Here is a 22402-nt window from a genome sequence, read left to right on the forward strand (position 1 = left end):
GTGGCGGGCCAGAACAACGTGTGAAAGGTGACGATGTCCTTGCCGATAAAGTGGTACTGCTCCAACTCCGGGTTGCTCATGTAGCTTTCGTAGTCAATTCCGCGCTGGCCCAGCAGGTTTTTCAGCGACGCCAGGTAGCCGATGGGCGCATCCAGCCACACGTAAAAGTACTTGCCCGGTGCGTCCGGAATCTCGATGCCGAAGTAGGGCGCATCACGGCTGATGTCCCAGTCGCCCAGGCCTTCGCTGGTTGAGCCGTCGGGGTTGGTGCGCACGGTGAACCATTCCTTGATCTTGTTGGCCACCTCGGGTTGCAGCTTGCCGTCCTGCGTCCACTGCTGGAGGAATTCAACGCAGCGCGGGTCGGAGAGTTTGAAGAAAAAGTGCACCGAGTTGCGCAGCACGGGTTTGGCGCCCGACAGCGCGGAGTAGGGGTTGATCAGGTCAGTGGGCGCATAGACGGCGCCGCATACTTCGCAGTTGTCGCCGTACTGGTCCTTGGCATGGCACTTGGGGCACTCGCCCTTGATGAAGCGGTCGGGCAGGAACATGCCCTTGTCGGGGTCAAAAAACTGTGCAATGGTGCGCGATTCGATCAGCGAGCCGTCAGGGTGGTCGCGCAGGTCGCGGTAAATTTGCTGTGCCAGTTCGTGGTTTTCCGGCGCGTCGGTGCTGTGCCAGTTGTCAAAGCTGATGTGAAATCCATCAAGGTAGGGCTTGCGCCCGGCCGCAATGTTGGCCACGAACTGCTGCGGTGTGAGGCCGACTTTTTCCGCGGCAATCATGATCGGCGCGCCGTGGGTGTCGTCGGCGCAGACAAAATCAACCGCGTTGCCCCGCATGCGCTGGTGTCGCACCCAGATGTCGGCCTGGATGTACTCCATGATGTGGCCGATGTGGAAATTGCCATTGGCGTAGGGCAGGGCGGTGGTAACAAAGAGTTGGCGGGGCATTGAGTTCACTTTCAGGACAAGAGCGCAATTTTAGTCAACGCAGGCGCAGCGGGTCGCGGCGGCGCTCGGTTTCGGGCCGGGCGGACCAAAGCGACGCCTGGGCTGCCGCACTGGGGTCGGTCCAGTTGAAAAACAGGCAAATTTCAGCGCGCTGGCGGATGGCATCGGCGTAGCCCAGAGCCATCAGTTCCTGGGTGTAACCCGACTCGAACAGCAGGTAGCTGGCCAGCGCCGAGCCCTTGATATCGGCTGTTCGGGAAGAGATGCCGATGCCGCCGAGCAGGCTGCGCACGGCGCCGGGCAGCTCATCGATATGTCGGGCTGCAATCTGGTCAATCCTTTGCGAAGGAGAGATCAGCAGCAAATTCACCGGCCTCAAATTGCTGGCGTTGCGCATTTCGGCGGGCACCAACTGGAGCGTCTGGTTGATGCGACGAATGCGCTCCACGTCGACGGCCAGGGCGTCGAGAAAAATGTTGGACAGCGCGTGGCCGGCAATTTGCGCCAGTGTGGGATAGCTGCCCAGACTGTCTGTCGCAGCGACGGTGCTGGGTTCGTGCATGTGCCCGTCAGCCGCGCCGATCACGCAAATACGCTGCGCTCCCAGGTGAATGGCGGGTGCCATGGGTGCGGTCTGACGCATGGAGCCATCACCAAAATAAGCGGTTTGTCCGTTGATTGGCAGTGCCGCCGCAGGAAAAAGGAACGGGATCGCGCTGGAAGCCAGCAAGTGTTGATGGGTGATGTCCTGGCGCAGACCGCAGCGTTGCGATCGCACCCAGGGTTTCAGGTGTTCATGGCCCTGAAAAAACGTGATGTGCTCGCCCGAGCTGTAACTCGAGGCGGTCACTGCCAGCGCCTGAAGATGGCCTTTGTCGATCAGCTCTGGCAGGCGCTGCAGTGGCACCAGATTCTTGAGCAGGTCGGCCAGCGGGCTGTTGTCGAGCAGCGATTTGGGCTTGAGCCGGCGCCATTTGGCAAGCAGCCAACCCATGGAAAGCAGCGCCATCCAGCTGCTGCCGGTGCGCAGCATGCTGACTGAATCGGAGTGGTACACATCCTGCGCGTGAAAATTGCGCCAGACCTTGGCGATCCGGCGTACCGTGGCATCAAAATCATCACAGCCGCAGGCCAGCGCCGAGGCGTTCACGGCGCCGGCCGAGGTGCCGCCAATGATGGGGAATGGGTTGGCTTCATCGATTGCACCGCAGGTTTTGCGCAAGTCAGCCAATGCTTCAAGCACGCCCACCTGGTAGGCTGCGCGCGCGCCGCCGCCGGTGAGCATCAGGGCGGTGGCAGCCAAGGTGTCCGCCGGGAAATCAGAGGGCGCAAAAGGGTCGTGGGCCATGGTCTGATTATCGGCAGGAGTCAGGGCTGGATCATGCAAGCGCGACTAGGGTGAACCCTTGCTCGGGCAAACCCTGATTTGCCCAGTTCAATAAGGTCAAGCTTATCTTGGCTAGACTAGAGCCCCCTTAGGAGAACCAAATGTCAGTAGTTGAGCAAACCGTGTTAGACGCCCTCAAGGGCGTGATCGACCCCAACACCGGGCGTGATTTTGTGTCGAGCAAAGCCGTCAAGAATTTGACCGTGACCGACGGCGACGTGGCCTTTGACGTCACGCTGGGTTACCCCGCCAAGAGCCAGATTCCGGGCTTTCGCAAGGAATTGATTGCCGCCGCCAAAAGCGTGGCGGGTGTGGCCAATGTGTCGGTCAACATCGTCACCAACATCACCGCGCATGCGGTGCAGCGCGGCGTGGCCTTGTTGCCCAAGGTGAAAAACATCGTGGCCGTGGCCTCGGGCAAAGGTGGTGTGGGCAAGAGCACCACCGCCGTCAACCTGGCGCTGGCGCTGGCTGCCGAGGGTGCCAACGTGGGTATTCTGGATGCCGATATTTATGGCCCCAGCATCCCGATGATGATGGGCATCGAGGGCCGGCCCGAGAGCGAAGACGGGCAAACCATGGAGCCCATGGAAAACTACGGCGTGCAGGTCATGTCGATCGGCTTTTTGGTGGCACAAGATGAAGCCATGATCTGGCGCGGCCCCATGGCCACCCAGGCGCTGGAGCAGTTGCTGCGCCAGACCAACTGGAAAGACCTCGACTACCTCATCGTCGACATGCCGCCGGGCACCGGCGACATCCAGCTCACCCTGAGCCAGCGTGTGCCCATGACCGGCGCCGTGGTTGTGACCACGCCGCAAGACATCGCCCTGCTCGATGCCAAGAAGGGCATCAAGATGTTCGAGAAAGTGGGCGTGCCAATTCTGGGCATTGTGGAAAACATGGCGGTGCACGTGTGCAGCAACTGCGGCCACGTCGAGCATATTTTTGGCGCTGATGGCGGCAAGAAAATGGCCACGGAATACGGCATGGACTACCTCGGCGCGCTGCCGCTCAACATGCAGATTCGGCTGCAGGCCGACAGTGGCAAGCCGACCGTGGTGTCCGACCCCGACAGCGAGGTGGCCGGGCTTTACAAGGCGGTGGCGCGCAAGGTTGCCTTGTCGATTGCCGCCAAAAACAAAGACTTTTCCAGCAAGTTCCCCAGCATCAAGATTTCCAAAGAAACCTGAAGTGGCAAGGGTGCGGGCTCAGGGCTTGGCCGGCTCGCCCCACAGTTGCGCCAACCGCGCATCGCGGCCGCAACCCGCGCGGTAGAAGTCGTAGCGCCTCGGGTTGTTCTGGTGGTAGTTCTGGTGCTCGGCTTCGGCCGGGTAAAAGTCGTCGGCCATCACCAATTGCGTGACGATCGGCTCGGTAAACGGTTTGGTCTTTTCCAGCTCGGCAAGCGAGGTCTGAGCCGCCTGCAGTTGCTCAGCGCTGGTGGCAAAAATCACGGTGCGGTAGGGCGTGCCAATGTCGCAAAACTGGCGGTCTTTGGCAGTGGGGTCGATGGTGCGCCAGAAGTAATCCACCAGTTGCCGATAACTCACCTGGCTGGGGTCAAAGATCACCTGCACAGCTTCGGCGTGGCCGGTGGTGTGGCTTGATACCTCGGCATACGTCGGGTTGGCGGTCTTGCCGCCGGTGTAGCCTGAGGTGGTGGCCAGCACGCCGGGCACCTTGTCAAAGTCGGCCTCGGTACACCAGAAACAGCCGCCGGCAAACACCGCTACTTCGCTGCCTTCTGGCAATGGGGCGGTCACAGCCGCGCCGGGTGCCTCTGGCGTCTGGCGCGGTGTGGCATAAACCCACCAGCCAATCACGGCCACAATGAGCGCCATGACCAGCCAGAAGGCACGCTGGGTCGGTTTTGGGGTAGTTTTATTGGGTGTGGTACGCATGGCGCATGATAAGAAAGTGGCAAAGACCAGCGCAGCGCACGGGATACGGCGCCTGGTTTACCGTCGCAACACAACAGCTTTTTTTGAGGGTATCTCTGTAAACCATGACAACATTTCCTGACGGATTTTGCGCCCTGATCATTGGCGCCGGCGGCGGCATTGGCCAGGCCTTTGTGCAGGCGCTGCAAGCCAACCCGCGCTGCGCTGCCGTGGTGGGCTTGAGTCGCCAGTCGGTGCCGCGCCTTGATTTTGAGGACGAAACCAGCATTGCACTTGCTGCCGGGACGCTGCGCGCAAGCGGCAAATTTCACCTGATCATCAACGCCGCGGGCTTGTTGCACAACGCTGACTTTATGCCCGAGAAAAAACTGGCCGACCTGAGCTACGCCCAACTCGAAGCCACGTTTCGCATCAACACCTTTGGCCCGGCGCTGGTGCTGCGCCACTTCAGCCCGCTGCTCGATGGTCAGCGTGGTGTGCTGGCCGTGATTTCGGCCAAGGTCGGCAGCATCGAAGACAACCGCCTGGGCGGTTGGTACAGCTACCGGGCTTCCAAGGCGGCGCTCAACATGCTGCTGAAAACCGCCGCCATCGAGGTCAAACGCAGCAACCCCAACGCCGTGCTGGTCAGCCTGCATCCGGGCACCGTCAACACCGGTTTGTCCAAACCGTTCAAGGGCGAGCAGATCGGCCGCCCGGCCCCAGTTGCCGCGCAAGACATGCTGGCGGTGCTGGATAGCTTGACCGCCGACAACACCGGCTCGTTTGTGAGCTACAACGGGGAGCGCCTACCCTGGTGAGGCTCGATCAGACTGATGGCGCTAAACGGGCATCTTTCAGCGCAGTCGCCGCAGCCAGTGCAGCGCTCGGGGTCTTGCACCACCGAGCGCTTTTTCCAGTCCCTGGTTTCGAATTCGATCAGCCCCAACGCGCAGGCCGAAATGCAGCGGCCGCAGCCGGTGCAGCGCGTCGGGTCGATGTGGGCGATCTGCGCAGTCATGGTTTGAAGTCAAGCGAGTGGATAACGTTGGCATCTTTTAGCGGGCCGTCGCTGATCGAAGATAGCCGTTCAACCTAGCCGACGAATCTCGCGCAGCATGAACAGGTACAGCCCTTCCACCTTGTCGCGCGCCCAGGGCGTTTTGCGTAAAAACTTCAGGCTTGAAGCCACGCTGGGCTCGTGCATGAAGCAGCGCACCGGTATGCGCTCGCCCAAGCCTGCCCAGCCATAGTGGGCGCTCAAGGCGGTCACCATGGCTTCCAGCGTGATGCCGTGCAAGGGGTTGCGGGCTTGCGGCGCGGCTGGTGTGCGGATTTTGTCGTCAGCGGGGTCGGAAGGCGATAGGCTCATGCTCCGATTTTGGCACCGGCGGCCTATTTCTTGCCGACTGATCTGCCCGCTTTGGTTTTTTTGGCCTTGACCGATGGGGCGGCGGCTGCCTCGGCAGATGTGGGCGGCTGTTGCAAGGCCGCTTCCAGCCGTTCACACAGCGTGCGCAAAATCTTGACCCGGGCGTAATTCTTGTCGTTGGCCTCGACCAGCGTCCAGGGTGCTTCGCCGGTGCTGGTGCGCTCCACCATGTCGCAAATGGCTTGCTGGTAGTCGTGCCATTTTTCGCGATTGCGCCAGTCCTCCTGGGTGATTTTGAAGCGCTTGAACGCCACTTGTTCGCGTTCCTTGAAGCGCTTGAGCTGCTCGGCCTGGCTGATTTGCAGCCAGAACTTGACCACGATGACGCCGGCCTCGATCAACTCATGTTCGAAGTCATTGATCTCGCTGTAGCCGCGCAGCCAGTCGGCCTCGGAGCAAAAGCCTTCGATCCGTTCCACCAGCACGCGGCCATACCAGGTGCGGTCAAAAATCGCGACGTGGCCATGGCGCGGCAAGTTGCGCCAGAAGCGCCACAGGTGGGGCTGCGCCTTTTCTTCGTCGGTGGGCGCCGCCACCGGCGTTACCTGGTACTGGCGCGCGTCCAGCGCTGCGCTGATGCGCCGGATGGCCCCGCCTTTGCCGGCCGCATCGGCGCCTTCGAAGGCGCATACCAGCGAGCGGGTTTTGAAGCGTTCGTCACGCATTAGCTCCGACAGGTGGCCCTGCCATTTGGCCAGTTCGTTCTTGTAGGGTTTGTCGGCCAGCGTCAGCGTCAAATCCAGCGCCGACAGCACGTTGCGGCCGTCCAGATCGACCCGCACCATGGGCGCCATGGGCATGTGCGGTGCCTCCTTGGCGGCCAGCTTGTTTTGCATGGCCGTGAGCAGCACCTGGCCCACGGTCAGGCTGCGGTAGCGGTCGTCAGCGGCCTCTACCACCACCCAGGGCGCGGCGGCGGTGTTGGTCACGCGCAGCAGGTGGCGCGCCGTGTCCTGCAACTGGTCGTAGGTTTTCAGGCGATCCCAGTTCCATTGCGTGACGCGCCAGGCGGTGCGCGGGTCGCTTGAGAGTGCCTTCAGGCGCTGCTTTTGTCCGTCTTTGGTCAGGTGAAACCAGAACTTGAGCACCAGCGCGCCTTCTTCAACCAGCATTTCCTCGAAGCGGTTGATTTGCTGCGCGCGGGCATCGAGCTCCTTGAGCGACAGCGCGCCTTCGATGCGCTCGCGAATCGGGTCGGAGTACCACGAGCCGGCAAAAATGCCCACCCGACCCTTGGGCGGCAGACTGCGCCAGTAGCGCCACATGGGCGGACGCTCGCGCTCTTCGTCGCTGGGCTGGGAAAACGCCAGCGTCGAGAGAAAACGCGCATCCATCCACTCGTAGAGCGTGTTGATGGTCTCGCCCTTGCCAGCACCGTCCTGGCCGCTGATGAGCACCAGCACCGGGGTTTTGTGTTGCTCGAACAAATCGACCTGCGCCGCCAGCAGCTCGGCACGCAAGGTGGGCACGGCGGCGCGGTACGCGGCTTTGGTCAGTTGGTGGCCTATTTCGGCGGATTGAAACATGGGGTGCTTTCGGTTGGGCGCGCAAATAATGGTTGGCAGCAGATTGCACCCGCTGTGCCACGCATTGTTTGATGCATCGCAAAAACCAAGGGTTTTACCTCATCATCGAGCTCGTTTTAATCGCACCGGGTGGTGTCAAGGGCTATTTGAATCCGTTACAGTTCCATCCCTATGCCGACCTTACGCCCATTCATTGAAGTCGCCGTGATCATGCAACGCATTGCCAACACCGGCCCTGCTGCCCGTTGGCAGCCGTGGCGCTGGCAACTGGCCGACGTGGTACAGCACGAAGCCGGTTTTGGTACCGAGCCACGTCTGCTCTACCAGAGCGAGACGGAACAACGCTGGCTGCATGGTGGCCTTAAGGTGGAGTTGTTCAAGGACGACGGCGAGGGCTATTACCTCAACGCCAGCACCGACGTGCCGAGCTGGTTTGTGCTGTGGCGCATGGAAGACGAGGCCAGCGTGGCGGCCGAGCCCATCGCCCGGCCCCTGGTGGTGAGCCTGAGCTATTACGACGCAGGGCGCTGGCTCGATGCGCAAGAAACCGTGGAGCAGGTGCCAGCCCCCGAGCCGGTGCTGCAGTGGCTCAATACTTTTATTGCAGAACATTATGTGATCGAACCCAAGAGGCGCAAGCGGCCTGAGAGCTTCAGGTCGCTGACCGACCGCTTTGGCAATCCGGCTTCGATCTCCACGCTGAAAAAATTTGGCGCTGGCCAGGGCGGCAGCAATGGCTGACGGTTTTTTGGGCCGCTGGTCGCAGCGCAAGCAGGCGCTGCGCGAGGGTCGGGTGTTGGATGAGCCTGCCGCCCCCAAACGCGTGGCACCTGCTGATGCCGCAATGCCGCCAGGGCCAGCCAACGCACTGCCTCAGGCTGTAAAGCCATCCGCGAACCCCGCTGGACAAAAAGCGGCATCTGCATCAGAGCATACGCCGGCCGAGGCAGCGCCAGCAGCCCCAGAAAAAAAGCCAGCTCCCACGCTGGCCGACGTGCAGGCGCTCAATGCCGACAGCAGCTTTGCCCCCTTTGCTGCGCGTGATGTAGCCCCCGAGGTGCGCAATGCCGCCATGAAAAAGCTCTTTGCCGACCCGCATTACAACGTGATGGATGGGCTCGACATCTACATCGACGACTACAGCATCCCTAGCCCCATGCCCGCAGCCATGTTGCGGCAAATGGCCAGCGCCAAGTTTCTCAAGTTGTTTGACGACGAAGAATCGCCAGCAACGTCATCAGCAACCACAGGGACCAAGCCATCGGTGCTGGCAGACAGCCCTGGCAGGTCAGCGTCAGAAACTGCGACTGCGCCAAACCAGGCCACAGCGCAAGATGCGGCACAAGATAAGACGCAAGATAAGACGCAAGAGCTGCCCCAAAATCCAACCCAAGACCAAGATTCAAACCATGACCACACTGATTTGCGACTGCAACCAGACCATGCCGCTCGACCCGCGCGCGTTGAGCGCGAGCCTGAACGAGCCTTTGACCCTGCATTCGAGCCTGTGCCGCCGCCAGGCCGCTGAATTTTTGCAAGCCGCCGGCCAGGGCGATGAACTGGTGGTGGCCTGCACCCAGGAAACAAAGCTGTTCAACGAGCTGGCCGACCAGGCCAACCTGAGCACGCCGATCAAGTTTGTCAACATCCGCGAAACCGGCGGCTGGAGCCGCGACGCGGCCAAGGCCAGCCCCAAAATTGCCGCCCTGCTGGCGGCCGCGCATTTGCCCGAACCCGACCCGGTGGCCACCGTTACTTACAAAAGTGCCGGGCGGGCGCTCATCATTGGTGAACTGGGTGCGGCCGAGCAAGCGGCCGATTTGCTGGGCGATGCGCTCGATGTGACGCTGTTCACGCAAGGCGCTGGCGAGCTGGGCGGGGCGCAGGAGCGGCGTTACCCGGTGCTGGGTGGCCAGATCGAGTCACTGACCGGCTGGCTCGGTGCGTTCGAGCTGAACTGGCAGCAAAACAACCCGATTGACCTTGACCTGTGTACGCGCTGCAACGCCTGCCTGGCCGCCTGCCCCACAGACGCCATTGGGCTGGACTACCAGATCGACCTGAACGTCTGCGATGCCAACCGCGCCTGCGTCAAGGTGTGCAAGGTGGCTGGTGCCATCGACTTCAATCGCACACCGCAAAGCCACAGCGACCACTTTGACCTGGTGCTGGACTTGCGCGCCAACCCCGCATTCAGCCAGCACGCCAAACCGCAGGGCTACCTGCACTGGGACGGCCGCGACGTGCGCGCTTTGCTGGCCTGGCGCGAGCTGGTCGGCGAGTTTGAAAAACCCAAGTTTTTCAACTACAAGCAAAAGCTCTGCGCCCACAGCCGCAACGACAAAGTGGGCTGCACGGCCTGCATCGACGTGTGTTCGGCCAGCGCCATCAGCAGCGACTTCAAGCGCCAGCAAATCAAGGTCAACCCCAACCTGTGCGTGGGCTGCGGCACCTGCAGCACGGTGTGCCCGACTGGCGCCATGAGCTTTGCCTACCCGCGCGCCAGCGACCAGGGCGTCAAGCTCAAAACGCTGCTGAGCACCTACCAGCGCAGCGGTGGCAAGGACGCCGCGCTGCTGCTGCACAGCCAGGGCAAGGGTGCTGCTTTGCTGGGCGATCTGGGGCGCGCCGCGCAGCTTGAAAAGGGTCAAAAAGGCGGTACCCATGGCGTGCCGGCGCGCGTGCTGCCAGTGGCGCTGTGGCACACGGCATCGACCGGGTTAGACCTTTGGCTGACGGCGGTGGCCTATGGCGCCAGCCAGGTCTGGCTGCTGCTGACCGACGAGGAAGCGCCCCAGTATGCCGCTGCGCTGCGCGAGCAGATGGCGGTAGCGCAAGGCATTCTGACCGGACTGGGCTATGCGGGTGAGCATTTCAAATTGCTGCAGGTGCGCGATGCCCGCGACCTGGCCGCGCTCGACCGCGACTTGCAGGCAAGTGCCGCGCAAGCCCCGGCGCGCCACGCCAGTTTTGCCGTGCAAGCCGACAAACGCGCTACGCTGGAGCTGGCGCTTGACCACCTGATCGCGCAAGCCCCCAAGCCCGCCACCACGGCCATCGCCTTGCCTGCAGTGGGTTCGCCGCTGGGCGGTCTGGCCATCAACAAAGACACTTGCACGCTGTGCCTGAGCTGTGTCAACGCCTGCCCGGCCAGTGCCCTGGCCGACAACGTGCAGGCACCGCAGTTGCGCTTTATTGAAAAAAATTGTGTGCAATGCGGCCTGTGCGTGACCACCTGCCCCGAAAAAGCCCTGTCGCTGGTGCCCCAGCTTAATCTGGCACCGCAGCGCAAGGAACATGTGGTGCTCAATGAAATGCAGCCCTACGCCTGCGTGCGTTGCGGTAAACCCTTCGGCACACTCAAGGCGATCGAGGGCATGTTGGGCAAGCTGGCAGGCCACAGCATGTTCCAGGGCGAGGCGCTGGAGCGCCTGAAAATGTGCGGCGACTGCCGCGTCATCGACATCTACTCGGCCGACAACGAAATCAAAATCACGGATATTCAATCATGATGCCTTTGCCCGAAACCGCCACGAGCAGCGCGCTCGACGAAGAAACTGCCCGTGCCGAACTGTACGGCCTGCTGGCCCAGCTTTACTATGCGCCGCCAGCGCCCGAGCTGCTGGCCAGGCTGCGGGTGGCGGCCACCGAGGCCCCGGCCGCCGGCGGTTTTCTGGAGGAGCCCTGGCGCGCCCTGGTGGGCATGGCGCGTGACTTGCAGGATGACGCCATTGCCGATGAGTACAACGCCTTGTTTGGCGGTGTCGGCAAGCCCGAGGTTTATCTTTACGGTTCGCACTACCTCAGCGGTTTCCTTAACGAAAAACCGCTGGCACGGCTGCGTACCGAACTCAGCGGCCTGGGCCTGGCGCGTGACGAGGCCATGTCCGACACCGAAGACCACATCGCCTACCTGTGCGAGGTAATGCGCTACCTGATTGCCGGTGACGACGTGGCAGTGGCCAACTTGGCGCGTCAGCAAAGCTTTTTTGCCGAGCATATGCAGCCCTGGGTGGTGCCACTGTGCGATGCCATTGCCCAGCACCCCAAGGCGCGCTTTTATGCTGCAGTGGCTGAGCTGACCCGCGCCTTTGTGTCGGTGGAAGCGCAGGGCTTTGACATGCTGGATTAACTTGGGGTCGCGGCCTGGCGTGCGGCCTTCAGGGCTTGTTGAGGTCGTCCACTGTCCACCAGGTCACATCGTCAATGCTGCGCACCACCTGGTAGGCCTGCACTGCCACTGCCACCAGCACGCAGTCTGGCGACTGCAAAAAGACAGCCAGGTCCGGGTGCCGCTTTAAATGCGCTTGCAGCGCCGCAGCGTGCTGATCGGCACTTATGTCGTGTGCCTGGCCCACGGCTGTCACCACAAAACCCTCTCGCTCACCACCGCGGCTGGCTTTGCAGCCGTCCGCCAGCACCGATACCTTTGGGTTGTGCTGCAGATTGCGGTATTTCAGCGTGTCGCGGTAGGTGGCAAACAGCAGCTGACGCCAGCCCTGGAACGGCGTGATCGCGATCAGGCTGGCATGCGGCTGGCCTGCGCCTTCGGTGGCCAGAATGGCAAAACCGGTGGCATCCAGGAGTTGTTGAACCGTGTGTTTGTTGGTGACAGGGTGGCGCATGGGCTTCCAAATGGGCTGTTTTAAAAAATGCGAGCAGCCGGATGTTCGTGAGTATCTCCTATGGCTGACTGGCTGCCTCATCGCTTGGCTCGCACAGCAACTCAACGGCAAAGACGGCGCCGGGCGAATCCTCGCCCTGGTCGCGCCGGTTGCCGGCCCGGATGCTGCCGCCGTAGCGCTCCACCAGCCCCAGGCTGATCCACAGCCCCAGGCCATTGCCGTCGTTTTTGGTGGTGTAAAAGGGGCTGAACAGCCGCGCCAGGTTGGCCTGGCTCAGGCCCGCGCCGGTGTCACACACTTCAATTCGCACGCCCGCCTGGCCTTGCGCGTCGGTCTGGTCGGTCGTGCGCAGCAGCAACTCGCCGCCCTCGGGCATGGCCTGGATGGCGTTGACCATCAGGTTGATCAGCACCTGCTGTAACTCCTGGCGGTTGATGTGCACCAGTCGGCTGGCCTGCCACTGGCGCTGCACGCGGATGTGGGTGCGGTTCAATAAGTGCTCCACCAGCACCAGCGAACTCGCCAGGGCGTCGTTGACATCGACGGCCTCGACATAGCCGGCGTAATCGTTGGGGCGGGCGTATTGCAGCAACTGCGTCACGATCAGGCGCATGCGCTCGATCTGCTGGTCCATCAGTTTGAGTTCGGGGGCAACGGGCAGCGCCTGCTGACCCAGCGTTTCGCGCACCAGGTCCAGGTTGCCTTGCATCACGGCAATGGGGTTGTTGATTTCGTGCGCCACACTGGCCGTGAGCTGGCCAATGGCGGCGAGCTTCTCCGATTTCACCAGTTGCGTTTGCGCTTGCTTGAGGGACTGGTGGCTCTCGGCCAGCGCGCGGGTGCGCTCGGTCACTTTGGCATCAAGCTCCTGGCCCCAGCGCTGCAGGGTGCGGGTTTTGTCGTCCACGGCCAGCAGCAACTGGTCGAGGTGGCTGGCCAGCGCGCCGAGTTCGTCTTGTTGCGCCAATGGCCCCACGCGTGCTGCCGCGTTGCCGTCCTGCACTTGCTGCATGGTGCGGTTCATGAGCTCTACCGGCTGGAAAATGCTGCGTGCCCAGCGCAGCGACAACCAGGCCGCCAACACCATGGCCACCGCAAAGATGCCCACGATGAGGGCCAACATGCCGTATTTGGTCTGACGAAACGGCGTTTCCAGGTAACCCACATACAACATGCCGATGCGTGCGCCCTGGTCGTTGTGCAGGGGCTCGTAGGCCGACACATACCAGTCATTGACCACAAAGGCCCGGTCCAGCCAGGTCTCGCCCCGCACCAGTACGGCCTCGCGCACGGCTTTTGACACGCGGGTGCCAATGGCGCGGCGGTCCTGAAACAGGCGCACATTGGTGGTCACCCGCACATCGTCAAGAAACAAGGTGGCGGTGCCGACGCTGCCCAGCGGCAAGGAGCCCTCGGGGTAAACGATGTGGTTGATGTGGTCGATCAGCGCCAGGTTCTGGTTGAGCAGCACACCGGCGCGTAACCACGCCAGTGGCCGGCCTTGCGCATCAGTGACCGCATGGTTGGCCAGCATCACCAGTGCCTGGTCCTCGACGCTGCGGCTGCTGGGTGCGGCGCCCTGGGTGGGGATCAGTGCAATGTTCAGGCGCGCAGTCAGGTGGGGTGCCAGCGCCAGCAAATTGGCATGACTGAGTAATTGCAGTTGCGCGCTTGGGGCAGGGTTGCTGCCGGGCGCCAGGTCTGGCCATGTCATGCGTGCGCCGGCGTTTGCCACCGTGCTGGCAGGGTCCTGCCAGCTGGCACTGAGCAGTTGCCCGTCGAGTGTGTACAAATTGACAAAATCAAAACCCAGGCGCTGTCGGGCTTTTGCCAGTTCCCGCTGCAAGGCCGCAGGCTGTGGCGCGGCCAGCGCCAGGTGCAGGGTATGTGAGTTGGCAAGTGCCTGGGTGCCGGTGCCGACCTCAGCCAGCACCTGATCAAAGTAACCGCGTGCCACCGCCAGGTCGCTGCGCACCTTGGTGATCAGCAGGCGGTCGTAGGCCGAGCTGCCCCACAGCACCAGCGCGGCCACCAACAGAGGCAGCACCACCAGCAGCGGCAACAGTGACAGGGCCATCAGTTTGTGGCGCACCGACAGGTGCTGCCAGCGCAGCCGCAGGCCTTGCGTGCTCAAGCGCCGGCCCATTCGGCGCAGCGGCGCTCCAGCGTGCGCTTTGAAATACCCAGCAGCTCAGCGGCGCGGCTCTTGTCGCCCTGCACGCTGTAAAGCACCGACTGAATGTGTTGTTTTTCCAGGCTTTGCAAGTTGGTGGTGGCGCCCGGGCTGGCCAGCGGATGCCGTGCTGGGGCGTCGTAAAGCGCCGACACATTGAGCTCGCCCAGAATCAGTGAGCGCTCGATCAGGTTGCGCAGTTCGCGGGCATTGCCCGGCCAGTCGTACTGCATCAGGTAGTCCATTTGCGCCGGGCTGACGCATAAGGGCGACACCGCCATGCGCTGTGCCAGTTGGGCATTGAAGTGGGCTGCCAGCTCGGCGATGTCTTGCCGGCGCTCGCGCAGTGGTGCCATGGTGATGTCCACCACTTGCAGCCGGTAATACAGGTCAGCGCGAAAGCGTCCGGCGGCCACTTCGTCCCGCAGATTGCGGTTGCTGGCGGCCATGATGCGCACATTGACCGGCACCAGTTGGCTGCTGCCCACCGGGCGAATGTGCAGGTCTTCCAGCGCGCGTAACAGCGCTGCCTGCACGGACTGGGGCAGCTCAGTGACTTCGTCCAGAAAAAGTGTGCCGCCCTGGGCGTAATAAAACAGGCCATCGCGCGCGTGCTGCGCCCCTTTGACGGCGCTCTTGGCATAACCAAACAAGCTGCCTTCCATCAGTTCGGGCGAGGTGCTGGCGCAGTTGACCGGCACAAACGGGCCGTGCTGGCGCGGACTCATCTGGTGCAGGGCGCGCGCTACCATTTCCTTGCCGGTGCCCGACTCGCCTTGCAACAGCACCGTGCTGTCCACCACGGCAACCCGCGCCAGCAACTCGCGCAGCGCCTGCATGAAGCTTGATTGCCCGATGAGTCCGGTGCTGGTGTCTATCTGCCGCGACAGCGTGTGTTTGAGCACAAAGTTTTCCCGCGCCAGGCGGGCGCATTCAAAGCAGTGTTTGATGGCGTTCAGTATCTGCGGCACACGAAAGGGCTTGAGGATGAAGTCAGAGGCGCCCGCGCGCAAGGCCTCGATGGCGGTCTCCAGGTCGGCAAAGGCGGTGATCAAAATCACGTAGCCGCGGTAACCCTGTTCGCGCAAGCTCTGCAGCCAGGCCACGCCACTTTGCCCGGGCAGCGAAATGTCCAGAATGATCAGGTCCACATGCTGCTGTTGCAGGCATTGCGCGCCGTCTTCGGCGCTGCCGGCCACATGCACGCGCTGACAGCGCGGTGCCAGGCTTTTGAGCAGAAAGTTGCGCATGCCGGGCTCGTCATCGACGATCAAAATGGACCAGTCCGGCCAGCCCTCAATGGGGGTGGCAGGTGGAGCTTCAGGCAGGGTGGGGTCGAAAATGGTGGTCATGAGGTGATTGAATTCTAGCGACGGACCCGACTAAATCAGTCGGGTATAAATATTTTCTGCTCTGGCTCAGGGTGTCAGCAGGACAAAACGACGCGCTGCGTGGCGGTGCAAAAGGTGGGGAGATATGACAACTTGTCGCAAATGGTATGACAGTTTGACGTACCAGGACCATTTCAGGAGTCAGATGCTGGCGCGGCGGGACGCTACTCACGAAAGGCGCCACCACCACGGGCCAAGAGGCATCATGCTGGCATGAAAGCTGCTTTAATTTGAATGGGTATTGGTTGCCGTGGATGCGCATGGACTGAGAATAATCAAGTGGATATGACACGCTGGCGATAACTCGAGGGATTACCCTCTTGAACAAGCATCCGCTTGTTGTTAAATTCAGCCACCACAAAGCTATGTCGTTGCGTTCATAAGTATTCACCGAGGAGTTTTTTATGCCTTCATCACGTTCCAAATTGTCACGACGCACCCTGTTTGCTGGCGCCGGCACTGCCGGTGCATTGGCCGTTGCCGTGAGTGTTTTGCCTTCTGTCAAGGCGCTACCCGAAGCCGCTGCGTCGTTGCCACGGCCCAAGCCGTCCATGGGCGGCGGCTACGCCTTGAGCGAGCACGTCAAGCACTATTACCAGACCGCGCGGGTCTGATCACAAAGTCTAATCAGTTGGGGGCAGAGCACGTCACTTCGCGAGTGGTCTGACCCACAAGGTTTCAAGTTTTATCGGAGACTCACATGCTGTTAACAAAAAAATCTGGTGGTGTCGGTGCAGCCGCGCGTACGCCGTTCGTGCATAGCCTGCGTCGTGGCCTGAGCCAGGCCTTGCCCACCATGGACCGGCGTGCGTTTTTGCGTCGCTCGGGTTTGGGCGTGGGTGTGGGGCTGGCGGCATCGCAGCTCACCCTGGTAAAAAAGTCACAGGCTGCCACTGGCAAGGTCGCTGTGGGCGAGGGCAAGATCGAGATCAAGCGCACGGTGTGCAGTCACTGCTCGGTCGGTTGCGCCGTCGATGCCGTGGTTGAAAACGGTGTCTGGGTGCGCCAGGAGCCGGTGTTTGATTCACCCATCAACCTCGGTGCGCACTGCGCCAAGGGCGCGGCCCTGCGTGAGCACGGCCATGGCGAGTTCCGCCTGCGCTACCCCATGAAGCTGGTCAACGGCAAGTACCAGCGCATCAGCTGGGACGTCGCACTCAACGAAATTAGCGCCAAGATGCTGGAGCTGAAAAAGTCCAGCGGCCCCGACAGCATTTACTACGTCGGTTCAAGCAAGCACAACAACGAACAGTCGTATTTGATGCGCAAGTTTGTCAGCTTCTGGGGCACCAACAACTGCGACCACCAGGCGCGCATTTGCCACAGCACCACGGTGGCAGGTGTGGCCAACACCTGGGGTTATGGCGCCATGACCAACTCGTACAACGACATGCAAAACAGCAAGTGCGCGCTGTACATCGGCTCGAACGCCGCCGAGGCGCATCCGGTCAGCATGTTGCATATGCTGCATGCCAAGGAAACCGGCACCAAGATGATTGTGGTGGACCCGCGCTATACCCGCACGGCGGCCAAGTCCGACGAATACGTGCGCATCCGCTCGGGTTCTGACATTGCTTTCTTGTTTGGTGTGCTGTACCACGTGTTTCAAAACGGCTGGGAAGACAAGCAGTACATCAACGACCGCGTCTATGGCATGGAAAAAGTCAAGGCCGAGGTCATGTCGCAGTGGACCCCCGACAAGGTTGAAGAAGTGTGCGGTATCAAGGAAGACCAGGTGCTGCGCGTGGCCCGCATGATGTCCGAGAACCGTCCCAGCACGCTGGTCTGGTGCATGGGTCAGACCCAGCACACCATCGGCAACGCCATGGTGCGTGCCTCGTGTATTTTGCAGTTGGCGCTGGGCAACGTTGGCAAGAGTGGCGGCGGCACCAACATCTTCCGCGGCCACGACAACGTGCAGGGTGCCACCGATGTCGGCCCCAACCCCGATTCGCTGCCCGGCTACTACGGTATTTCCGCAGGCTCCTGGAAGCATTACGCCAAGGTCTGGGGCGTGGATTACGAATGGATTGTCAAGCAGTTTGCATCGCCTGCCATGATGAGCAAACCCGGCATCACCGTGTCGCGCTGGATCGACGGCGTGCTGGAAAAGAACGAACTGATCGACCAGGACAGCAACCTGCGCGGGGTCTTCTATTGGGGCCACGCGCCCAACTCGCAGACGCGTGGTCTGGAAATGAAGCGCGCCATGGACAAGCTGGATTTGCTGGTGGTGGTGGACCCCTATCCGTCGGCCACGGCGGCCATGGCCGCGATGCCCGGCAAGCCCGAAGACCTCAACCCCAACCGTGCCGTCTATCTGTTGCCGGCTGCCACGCAGTTCGAGACCAGTGGCTCGGTGACGGCGTCGAACCGGTCCATCCAGTGGCGTGAAAAAGTGATCGAGCCGTTGTGGGAGAGCCGCTCTGACCACATGATCATGCAGCAGTTGGCTGACAAGCTGGGCTTTGGCAAAGAGCTGTCGGTCAATTACAAGATGCAAAAGGTGGGCGGCATGGACGAGCCCACACCAGAGAGCATTCTGAGCGAGATCAACACCGCCACCTGGACCATTGGCTACACCGGCCAGAGCCCCGAGCGCTTGAAAGCCCACATGCGCAATATGCACCTGTTTGACATCAAGACCCTGCGTGCCAAGGGCGGCACCGACAAGGAAACCGGCTACGACTTCACGGGCGATTATTTTGGCTTGCCCTGGCCCTGCTACGGCACGCCCGAGCTCAAGCACCCGGGCTCACCCAACCTGTACGACACCTCCAAACACGTGATGGACGGTGGCGGCAACTTCCGCGCCAACTTTGGCGTGGAAAAAGACGGCGTCAACCTGCTGGCCGAAGACGGCTCGCACTCGCTGGGTGCCGACATCACCACCGGCTACCCCGAGTTTGACCATGTGCTGCTCAAGAAACTCGGCTGGTGGGACGAGTTGACCGGGGCAGAAAAAGCCGCTGCCGAAGGCAAGAACTGGAAAACTGACCTGTCGGGCGGCATCCAGCGCGTGGTGCTCAAGGAGCATGGCTGCCACGTGTTTGGCAATGCCAAGGCGCGCGCCGTGGTGTGGAACTTCCCCGATGCCATCCCCAAGCACCGCGAGCCTTTGTACGGCATTCGCCCCGATCTGGTAGCCAAATACCCCACGCACGACGACAAAAAAGTCTTCTGGCGTCTGCCCACGCTGTACAAGACGGTGCAGGACAAGACTATCGAAGACAAGGTGCACGAGAAGTTCCCGTTCATCATGACCTCGGGGCGCCTGACCGAGTACGAGGGCGGCGGCGAAGAGACTCGCTCCAACCCCTGGCTGGCCGAGTTGCAACAGGAAATGTTCATCGAGATCAACCCCAAGGTGGCGGCCGACAAGGGCATTCGCAATGGCGAGCGTGCCTGGGTCTCAACCCCCACCGGCGCGCGCCTCAATGTGCAGGCGCTGGTGACCGAGCGCGTCGGGCCCGACACCGTGTTCATGCCCTTCCACTTCTCCGGACGTTGGCAGGGTGCCGACATGCTGGCTTACTACCCGTCGGGTGCGGCGCCCGTGGTGCGCGGCGAAGCCATCAACACCGCCACGACTTATGGTTACGACAGCGTCACCATGATGCAGGAAACCAAGACGACTGTTTGCAATATTGAACGCGCATAAGGAGAAAAACATGGCCCGTATGAAATTTGTCTGCGATGCAGAGCGCTGTATTGAATGCAACGGTTGCGTGACCGCGTGCAAGAACGAGCACGAAGTTCCCTGGGGCGTCAACCGACGCCGCGTGGTCACCCTGAACGACGGCGTTCCCGGTGAAAAATCGATCTCGGTGGCCTGCATGCACTGCAGCGATGCACCCTGCATGGCGGTGTGCCCGGTCAACTGCTTTTACCGTACCGACGAAGGCGTGGTGCTGCACGACAAGGATGTGTGCATCGGCTGCGGCTACTGCTCGTATGCCTGCCCGTTTGGCGCGCCGCAGTTTCCGTCACAAGGCACCTTCGGTGTGCGCGGCAAGATGGACAAGTGCACCTTCTGCGCCGGCGGCCCCGAGGCCAATGGCAGTCAGGCCGAGTTTGAAAAATATGGCCGCAATCGGCTGGCAGAAGGCAAGCTGCCGGCCTGCGCCGAAATGTGCTCGACCAAAGCGCTGATTGGCGGCGACGGCGACGTGGTGGCCGACATCTTCCGCAACCGTGTGCTGCGCCGTGGCAAAGGTGCCGAGGTCTGGGGCTGGGGCACGGCTTATGGTTCGAAACAGGCGGGTCAACCCGGCGTGGCCGCACCCGAAGGAGCGAAATCATGAAAAAAGTCATTTTTGCAGTTGTGTTGGCGGCCGGTTTGGCTGCTTGTGGCGACCAGCCGCAGGAGTTGACCGCCAGCAAGCAGGACAGTGCGGCCTACACCGGAACCGGCAAGCCCTATGTCCAGCCCGGCTGGACACCGGGTGACAAGGCCAGCTGGGAGTCGCAACTCAAGGCGCGCAACCAGTACGGTCAAAACGACTACACCCGCATGAACTGAGCAGGAGGTCGTCATGAAAAAAGTCTTTTCAGTCTTTGCCGCACTGGCCCTGTGCTGGGGTAGCGCGCTGGCGCAAACTGCACCGGCAGATGCACCTGCGGCCATGCCCGGCATCCAGGGTCAAAACATCTTTGACGTCAAGCCCGATGCCAGCGAAGCCCCCGGTTACGCGGAGCAAACCAACGGCGAACGCGCCAGGGTGCAACCGGGCAACAATGCGCCCATGTGGCGTAAAGTGAACTCAGGTGTGGCTGGTTTTAGCAGTCTGCCCAAATCCGAGGCCCCGGAAGCCGGGGTGCTGATTCAGCCGTTTGTGCAGTACCCCGGCTCGCGTGTCACCAACGCGGGTGAGGCCTGGCGCCAGGTGCGCAACAACTGGATCATCCCTTATGGCGGTTCGTTGTTGCTGATCGTGCTGGTGGCCATTTTGGTGTTTCACTGGCGCATCGGGCCGATGGTGGCGCACGAGGAATATACCGGGCGCAAGATCGAGCGCTTTACGCCGTTCGAGCGCGCCGCCCACTGGGCCAATGCGGTCGCCTTCGTCATTCTGGCCATTTCCGGCATCGTGATGGCCTTTGGCAAGTTCTTTCTGGAGCCGGTGCTGGGCCAGACCTTGTTTGGCTGGCTGGCCTACGCGCTTAAAAACGCGCACAACTTTGCCGGTCCACTGTTTGCCGTGTCACTGCTGGTGGTCATCATCACCTTCATGCGTGACAACCTGCCGGCCAAGGGTGACCTGGAATGGTTCCTCAAAGGTGGCGGCATGATCGAGGGCAAAGAGGTCAAGTCTGGTCGCTTCAACGGCGGTGAAAAAGTCACTTACTGGGGCGGCGTGTTTGTGCTGGGTCTGATTGCCGTGTTCACTGGCCTGTTTCTGAACCAGTTGCTGCCCGTGTTTGATTACAGCCGCGGCAACATGCAGATTGCGCTGATCGTGCACGCCGTGTCCAACGTCGGCATGATGTGCATGTTCCTGGGCCACATCTACATGGGCACACTGGGTACCAAAGACGCCTACGAAGCTATGCGCACCGGCTATGTGGATGAAGGCTGGGCCAAGGCGCACCATGAACTGTGGTATGACGACATCAAGGCCGGGCGCATTCCGGCGCAGCGCTCGGCGCCATCGGCTGGGTCGGGTGCAACGGCTGGCAAGCCGGTTCAGGTTTGAGATTTGGAGATACCTTATGACAACGATGATCAAAACCCTGTGCGCCGCAACTCTGTTGGCGCTGGTCAGTTCGGCGGCCATGGCCAAATTGCCCGCGCCCTCTGACGAAGCCAAAGCCAAGGCTGCTGAAGCGGCAGCCAAGAAGGCGTGGACAGGCAAGGTGAATGCCTACAAGCTGTGCAAGGCGCAGGAACGGACGGTGGCGCATTACCTGACGACATCAGGCAAGGGCGCAGCGCCGGCAAGTACCTGTGCTGATCCGGGGCCGTACGTCTCGGCCAAGACATCCTGAACTTGCTGCCCCGTCTTACCCAGGCGCGCGAACCGCTCACCCGCGAGGTGCTGGTCGTCAACGAGTTTGGCGACACCGACAGCGTGTCGATCCCGGCCGAGCGCGCGCTCACCGTTTACGTGGACAAGCGAGAACTGGTGACGCTCATGACGCTGGGCGCGCACCCCGAACTGCTGGTGTTGGGTTTTTTGCGCAACCAGCGACTGGTGGCCAGCGTGGCCGAGGTCGAATCCATCACGGTCGATTGGGACGTTGGTGCCGCAGCTGTCAAAACCCGCCAGGGCATATCAAACATCGAGGCGCGCACAGCCAAGCGCGTGGTCACCACCGGTTGCGGCCAGGGCAGCGTTTTTGGCGACCTGATGGCCGAGGTGGAAAGCATCACGCTGCCAGCGGCCACGCTCTCGCAGTCCGAGTTATACGGCATCGTCAACGCCATTCGGCTGCAGGAAACCACTTACAAATCCTCTGGTTCGGTGCACGGCTGCGCGCTGTTTCGCGGGGCAGAGATGCTGGTGTTTGTTGAGGACGTGGGCCGCCACAACGCCATCGACACCATTGCCGGCTGGATGTGGATGCATCCGCAAGAAAAGATGTCAGGCGCTGACAAGGTGTTTTACACCACCGGTCGCCTGACCAGCGAGATGGTCATCAAGTCGGCACAAATGGGCGTGCCGATCGTGGTGTCGCGCAGCGGCATCACGCAAATGGGGCTGGACGTGGCGCAGCGCCTGGGCCTGTGCGCCATTGGCCGCGCCACCAACAAACGCTTCCTGTGCTACAGCGCGATGGAGCGCCTGACTCTGCAGCCCGAACTGGCGGGAGCGCGCATGGCGACGCAGCACACCGATCAGGCGTCGTCATCGCGAGCCCCCCGTATCTGGTCCGATACCGCCAACGGAACTTGAACGGTCATCGCGAGCCAGCCGTATCTGGTCCGATACCGCAACGACCTTGAACAGCGACATCGTCACTGCGAGCCTCCCGTATCGGCCCGATACCGCACACGGACCTTGAACAGAGACTTCGTCATCGCGAGCGAAG

22 protein-coding genes are annotated in these 22402 nt (G+C 61.6%); 13 read left to right on the forward strand and 9 right to left on the reverse strand.

All coding sequences use genetic code 11. From position 1 onward, the window contains the following. Together IBX54_RS04975 and IBX54_RS04980 are read right to left on the reverse strand one after the other, a co-directional pair. Window positions 1–953: class I tRNA ligase family protein (locus IBX54_RS04975; RefSeq protein ID WP_296541560.1), on the reverse strand; the 953-nt coding region annotated here is incomplete at its 3' end. Between the two features lie 34 nt (window positions 954–987). Continuing rightward, window positions 988–2301, reverse strand: coding sequence for a patatin-like phospholipase family protein (locus tag IBX54_RS04980; protein ID WP_296541561.1), 1314 nt, complete (start codon window positions 2299–2301; stop codon window positions 988–990). A gap of 140 nt (window positions 2302–2441) precedes the next feature. Between IBX54_RS04980 and apbC the strand changes: the two genes are divergently transcribed. After that, window positions 2442–3533 carry an iron-sulfur cluster carrier protein ApbC gene (gene apbC / locus IBX54_RS04985; protein WP_296541562.1) on the forward strand — a complete coding sequence of 364 codons (1092 nt, stop codon included), beginning with the start codon at window positions 2442–2444 and terminating at the stop codon, window positions 3531–3533. Window positions 3534–3551: 18 nt separating this feature from the next. On the opposite strand, the gene msrA is transcribed toward apbC, so the two are convergent. Next, window positions 3552–4244, reverse strand: coding sequence for a peptide-methionine (S)-S-oxide reductase MsrA (gene msrA / locus IBX54_RS04990; RefSeq protein ID WP_296541563.1), 693 nt, complete (start codon window positions 4242–4244; stop codon window positions 3552–3554). A gap of 104 nt (window positions 4245–4348) precedes the next feature. Here msrA and IBX54_RS04995 point away from each other — a divergent pair, with 104 nt between their 5' ends. Beyond that, window positions 4349–5044: an SDR family NAD(P)-dependent oxidoreductase gene (locus IBX54_RS04995; RefSeq protein WP_296541564.1), complete on the forward strand. Its 696-nt coding sequence runs from the start codon at window positions 4349–4351 to the stop codon at window positions 5042–5044. Here IBX54_RS04995 and IBX54_RS05000 read toward each other — a convergent pair. From IBX54_RS05000 to pap, 3 genes are all read right to left on the reverse strand, one after another. Further along, the gene (locus IBX54_RS05000; RefSeq protein ID WP_296541565.1) at window positions 5017–5244 is read right to left on the reverse strand and encodes an ATP-binding protein; all 228 of its coding nucleotides are present in this window, start codon (window positions 5242–5244) and stop codon (window positions 5017–5019) included. The genes IBX54_RS04995 and IBX54_RS05000 overlap by 28 nt on opposite strands. Before the next feature lie 69 nt (window positions 5245–5313). Then, window positions 5314–5595, reverse strand: coding sequence for a VF530 family protein (locus IBX54_RS05005; RefSeq protein WP_296541566.1), 282 nt, complete (start codon window positions 5593–5595; stop codon window positions 5314–5316). A 23-nt stretch (window positions 5596–5618) separates the two neighbouring features. Then, window positions 5619–7181, reverse strand: coding sequence for a polyphosphate:AMP phosphotransferase (gene pap, locus IBX54_RS05010; protein ID WP_296541567.1), 1563 nt, complete (start codon window positions 7179–7181; stop codon window positions 5619–5621). A 171-nt stretch (window positions 7182–7352) separates the two neighbouring features. Between pap and IBX54_RS05015 the strand changes: the two genes are divergently transcribed. From IBX54_RS05015 to IBX54_RS05030, 4 genes are read left to right on the forward strand one after another with little or no spacing between them, the layout of a single operon-like run. Next, window positions 7353–7922, forward strand: a complete 570-nt coding sequence (locus tag IBX54_RS05015; RefSeq protein ID WP_296541568.1) for a DUF3305 domain-containing protein — start codon at window positions 7353–7355, stop codon at window positions 7920–7922. Beyond that, complete coding sequence (locus tag IBX54_RS05020) at window positions 7915–8709, forward strand: DUF3306 domain-containing protein (protein ID WP_296541569.1); 795 nt, start codon at window positions 7915–7917, stop codon at window positions 8707–8709. The genes IBX54_RS05015 and IBX54_RS05020 overlap by 8 nt, the downstream gene beginning before the upstream one ends. Next, the gene (locus IBX54_RS05025) at window positions 8591–10693 is read left to right on the forward strand and encodes a 4Fe-4S binding protein (protein ID WP_296541570.1); all 2103 of its coding nucleotides are present in this window, start codon (window positions 8591–8593) and stop codon (window positions 10691–10693) included. The genes IBX54_RS05020 and IBX54_RS05025 overlap by 119 nt, the downstream gene beginning before the upstream one ends. Next, window positions 10690–11313, forward strand: coding sequence for a molecular chaperone TorD family protein (locus IBX54_RS05030; protein ID WP_296541571.1), 624 nt, complete (start codon window positions 10690–10692; stop codon window positions 11311–11313). The genes IBX54_RS05025 and IBX54_RS05030 overlap by 4 nt, the downstream gene beginning before the upstream one ends. 28 nt (window positions 11314–11341) lie before the next feature. Here the strand turns inward: IBX54_RS05030 and IBX54_RS05035 are convergent, their stop codons facing one another. From IBX54_RS05035 to IBX54_RS05045, 3 genes are read right to left on the reverse strand one after another with little or no spacing between them, the layout of a single operon-like run. Then, the gene (locus IBX54_RS05035; protein WP_296541572.1) at window positions 11342–11806 is read right to left on the reverse strand and encodes a pyridoxamine 5'-phosphate oxidase family protein; all 465 of its coding nucleotides are present in this window, start codon (window positions 11804–11806) and stop codon (window positions 11342–11344) included. Window positions 11807–11864: 58 nt separating this feature from the next. Then, window positions 11865–13940 carry a cache domain-containing protein gene (locus tag IBX54_RS05040; RefSeq protein WP_296541573.1) on the reverse strand — a complete coding sequence of 692 codons (2076 nt, stop codon included), beginning with the start codon at window positions 13938–13940 and terminating at the stop codon, window positions 11865–11867. Further along, window positions 13937–15331 (reverse strand): sigma-54 dependent transcriptional regulator, encoded by a 1395-nt coding sequence (locus tag IBX54_RS05045; protein WP_296541574.1) that lies wholly within the window; start codon window positions 15329–15331, stop codon window positions 13937–13939. Before IBX54_RS05045 ends, IBX54_RS05040 begins: the two co-directional genes overlap by 4 nt. 443 nt (window positions 15332–15774) lie before the next feature. On the opposite strand from IBX54_RS05045, the gene IBX54_RS05050 reads away from it, so the two are divergent. The 7 genes from IBX54_RS05050 (at window position 15775) to IBX54_RS05080 (ending at window position 22266) form a co-directional block, all read left to right on the forward strand. Next, window positions 15775–15984, forward strand: a complete 210-nt coding sequence (locus tag IBX54_RS05050; protein ID WP_296541575.1) for a formate dehydrogenase — start codon at window positions 15775–15777, stop codon at window positions 15982–15984. Between the two features lie 86 nt (window positions 15985–16070). Beyond that, a complete protein-coding gene (locus IBX54_RS05055) occupies window positions 16071–19031 on the forward strand; it encodes a formate dehydrogenase subunit alpha (protein ID WP_296541576.1) in 2961 nt (986 codons plus the stop codon). A gap of 10 nt (window positions 19032–19041) precedes the next feature. Further along, window positions 19042–19674 carry a formate dehydrogenase FDH3 subunit beta gene (fdh3B, locus tag IBX54_RS05060; RefSeq protein WP_296541577.1) on the forward strand — a complete coding sequence of 211 codons (633 nt, stop codon included), beginning with the start codon at window positions 19042–19044 and terminating at the stop codon, window positions 19672–19674. Further along, window positions 19671–19892, forward strand: a complete 222-nt coding sequence (locus tag IBX54_RS05065) for a hypothetical protein (protein ID WP_296541578.1) — start codon at window positions 19671–19673, stop codon at window positions 19890–19892. The genes fdh3B and IBX54_RS05065 overlap by 4 nt, the downstream gene beginning before the upstream one ends. Window positions 19893–19905: 13 nt before the next feature. After that, window positions 19906–21066 carry a formate dehydrogenase subunit gamma gene (locus IBX54_RS05070; RefSeq protein ID WP_296541579.1) on the forward strand — a complete coding sequence of 387 codons (1161 nt, stop codon included), beginning with the start codon at window positions 19906–19908 and terminating at the stop codon, window positions 21064–21066. A gap of 16 nt (window positions 21067–21082) precedes the next feature. Further along, a complete protein-coding gene (locus IBX54_RS05075; protein WP_367141812.1) occupies window positions 21083–21358 on the forward strand; it encodes a hypothetical protein in 276 nt (91 codons plus the stop codon). A gap of 2 nt (window positions 21359–21360) precedes the next feature. Continuing rightward, the gene (locus IBX54_RS05080) at window positions 21361–22266 is read left to right on the forward strand and encodes a formate dehydrogenase accessory sulfurtransferase FdhD (RefSeq protein ID WP_296541580.1); all 906 of its coding nucleotides are present in this window, start codon (window positions 21361–21363) and stop codon (window positions 22264–22266) included. Window positions 22267–22402: the final 136 nt, after the last annotated feature.

The sequence above is a fragment of the Rhodoferax sp. genome, assembly GCF_014859475.1.
Taxonomy (GTDB): domain Bacteria; phylum Pseudomonadota; class Gammaproteobacteria; order Burkholderiales; family Burkholderiaceae_C; genus Rhodoferax.

Excerpts from the sequence above, each read along its gene's own strand:
- IBX54_RS04980 (WP_296541561.1), bottom strand. The coding sequence starts at position 2,301 with ATGGCCCACGACCCTTTTGCGCCCTCTGATTTCCCGGCGGACACCTTG.
- apbC (WP_296541562.1), top strand. The coding sequence starts at position 2,442 with ATGTCAGTAGTTGAGCAAACCGTGTTAGACGCCCTCAAGGGCGTGATC.
- msrA (WP_296541563.1), bottom strand. The coding sequence starts at position 4,244 with ATGCGTACCACACCCAATAAAACTACCCCAAAACCGACCCAGCGTGCC.
- IBX54_RS04995 (WP_296541564.1), top strand. The coding sequence starts at position 4,349 with ATGACAACATTTCCTGACGGATTTTGCGCCCTGATCATTGGCGCCGGC.
- IBX54_RS05000 (WP_296541565.1), bottom strand. The coding sequence starts at position 5,244 with ATGACTGCGCAGATCGCCCACATCGACCCGACGCGCTGCACCGGCTGC.
- IBX54_RS05005 (WP_296541566.1), bottom strand. The coding sequence starts at position 5,595 with ATGAGCCTATCGCCTTCCGACCCCGCTGACGACAAAATCCGCACACCA.
- pap (WP_296541567.1), bottom strand. The coding sequence starts at position 7,181 with ATGTTTCAATCCGCCGAAATAGGCCACCAACTGACCAAAGCCGCGTAC.
- IBX54_RS05015 (WP_296541568.1), top strand. The coding sequence starts at position 7,353 with ATGCCGACCTTACGCCCATTCATTGAAGTCGCCGTGATCATGCAACGC.
- IBX54_RS05020 (WP_296541569.1), top strand. The coding sequence starts at position 7,915 with ATGGCTGACGGTTTTTTGGGCCGCTGGTCGCAGCGCAAGCAGGCGCTG.
- IBX54_RS05025 (WP_296541570.1), top strand. The coding sequence starts at position 8,591 with ATGACCACACTGATTTGCGACTGCAACCAGACCATGCCGCTCGACCCG.
- IBX54_RS05030 (WP_296541571.1), top strand. The coding sequence starts at position 10,690 with ATGATGCCTTTGCCCGAAACCGCCACGAGCAGCGCGCTCGACGAAGAA.
- IBX54_RS05035 (WP_296541572.1), bottom strand. The coding sequence starts at position 11,806 with ATGCGCCACCCTGTCACCAACAAACACACGGTTCAACAACTCCTGGAT.
- IBX54_RS05045 (WP_296541574.1), bottom strand. The coding sequence starts at position 15,331 with ATGACCACCATTTTCGACCCCACCCTGCCTGAAGCTCCACCTGCCACC.
- IBX54_RS05050 (WP_296541575.1), top strand. The coding sequence starts at position 15,775 with ATGCCTTCATCACGTTCCAAATTGTCACGACGCACCCTGTTTGCTGGC.
- IBX54_RS05055 (WP_296541576.1), top strand. The coding sequence starts at position 16,071 with ATGCTGTTAACAAAAAAATCTGGTGGTGTCGGTGCAGCCGCGCGTACG.
- fdh3B (WP_296541577.1), top strand. The coding sequence starts at position 19,042 with ATGGCCCGTATGAAATTTGTCTGCGATGCAGAGCGCTGTATTGAATGC.
- IBX54_RS05065 (WP_296541578.1), top strand. The coding sequence starts at position 19,671 with ATGAAAAAAGTCATTTTTGCAGTTGTGTTGGCGGCCGGTTTGGCTGCT.
- IBX54_RS05070 (WP_296541579.1), top strand. The coding sequence starts at position 19,906 with ATGAAAAAAGTCTTTTCAGTCTTTGCCGCACTGGCCCTGTGCTGGGGT.
- IBX54_RS05075 (WP_367141812.1), top strand. The coding sequence starts at position 21,083 with ATGACAACGATGATCAAAACCCTGTGCGCCGCAACTCTGTTGGCGCTG.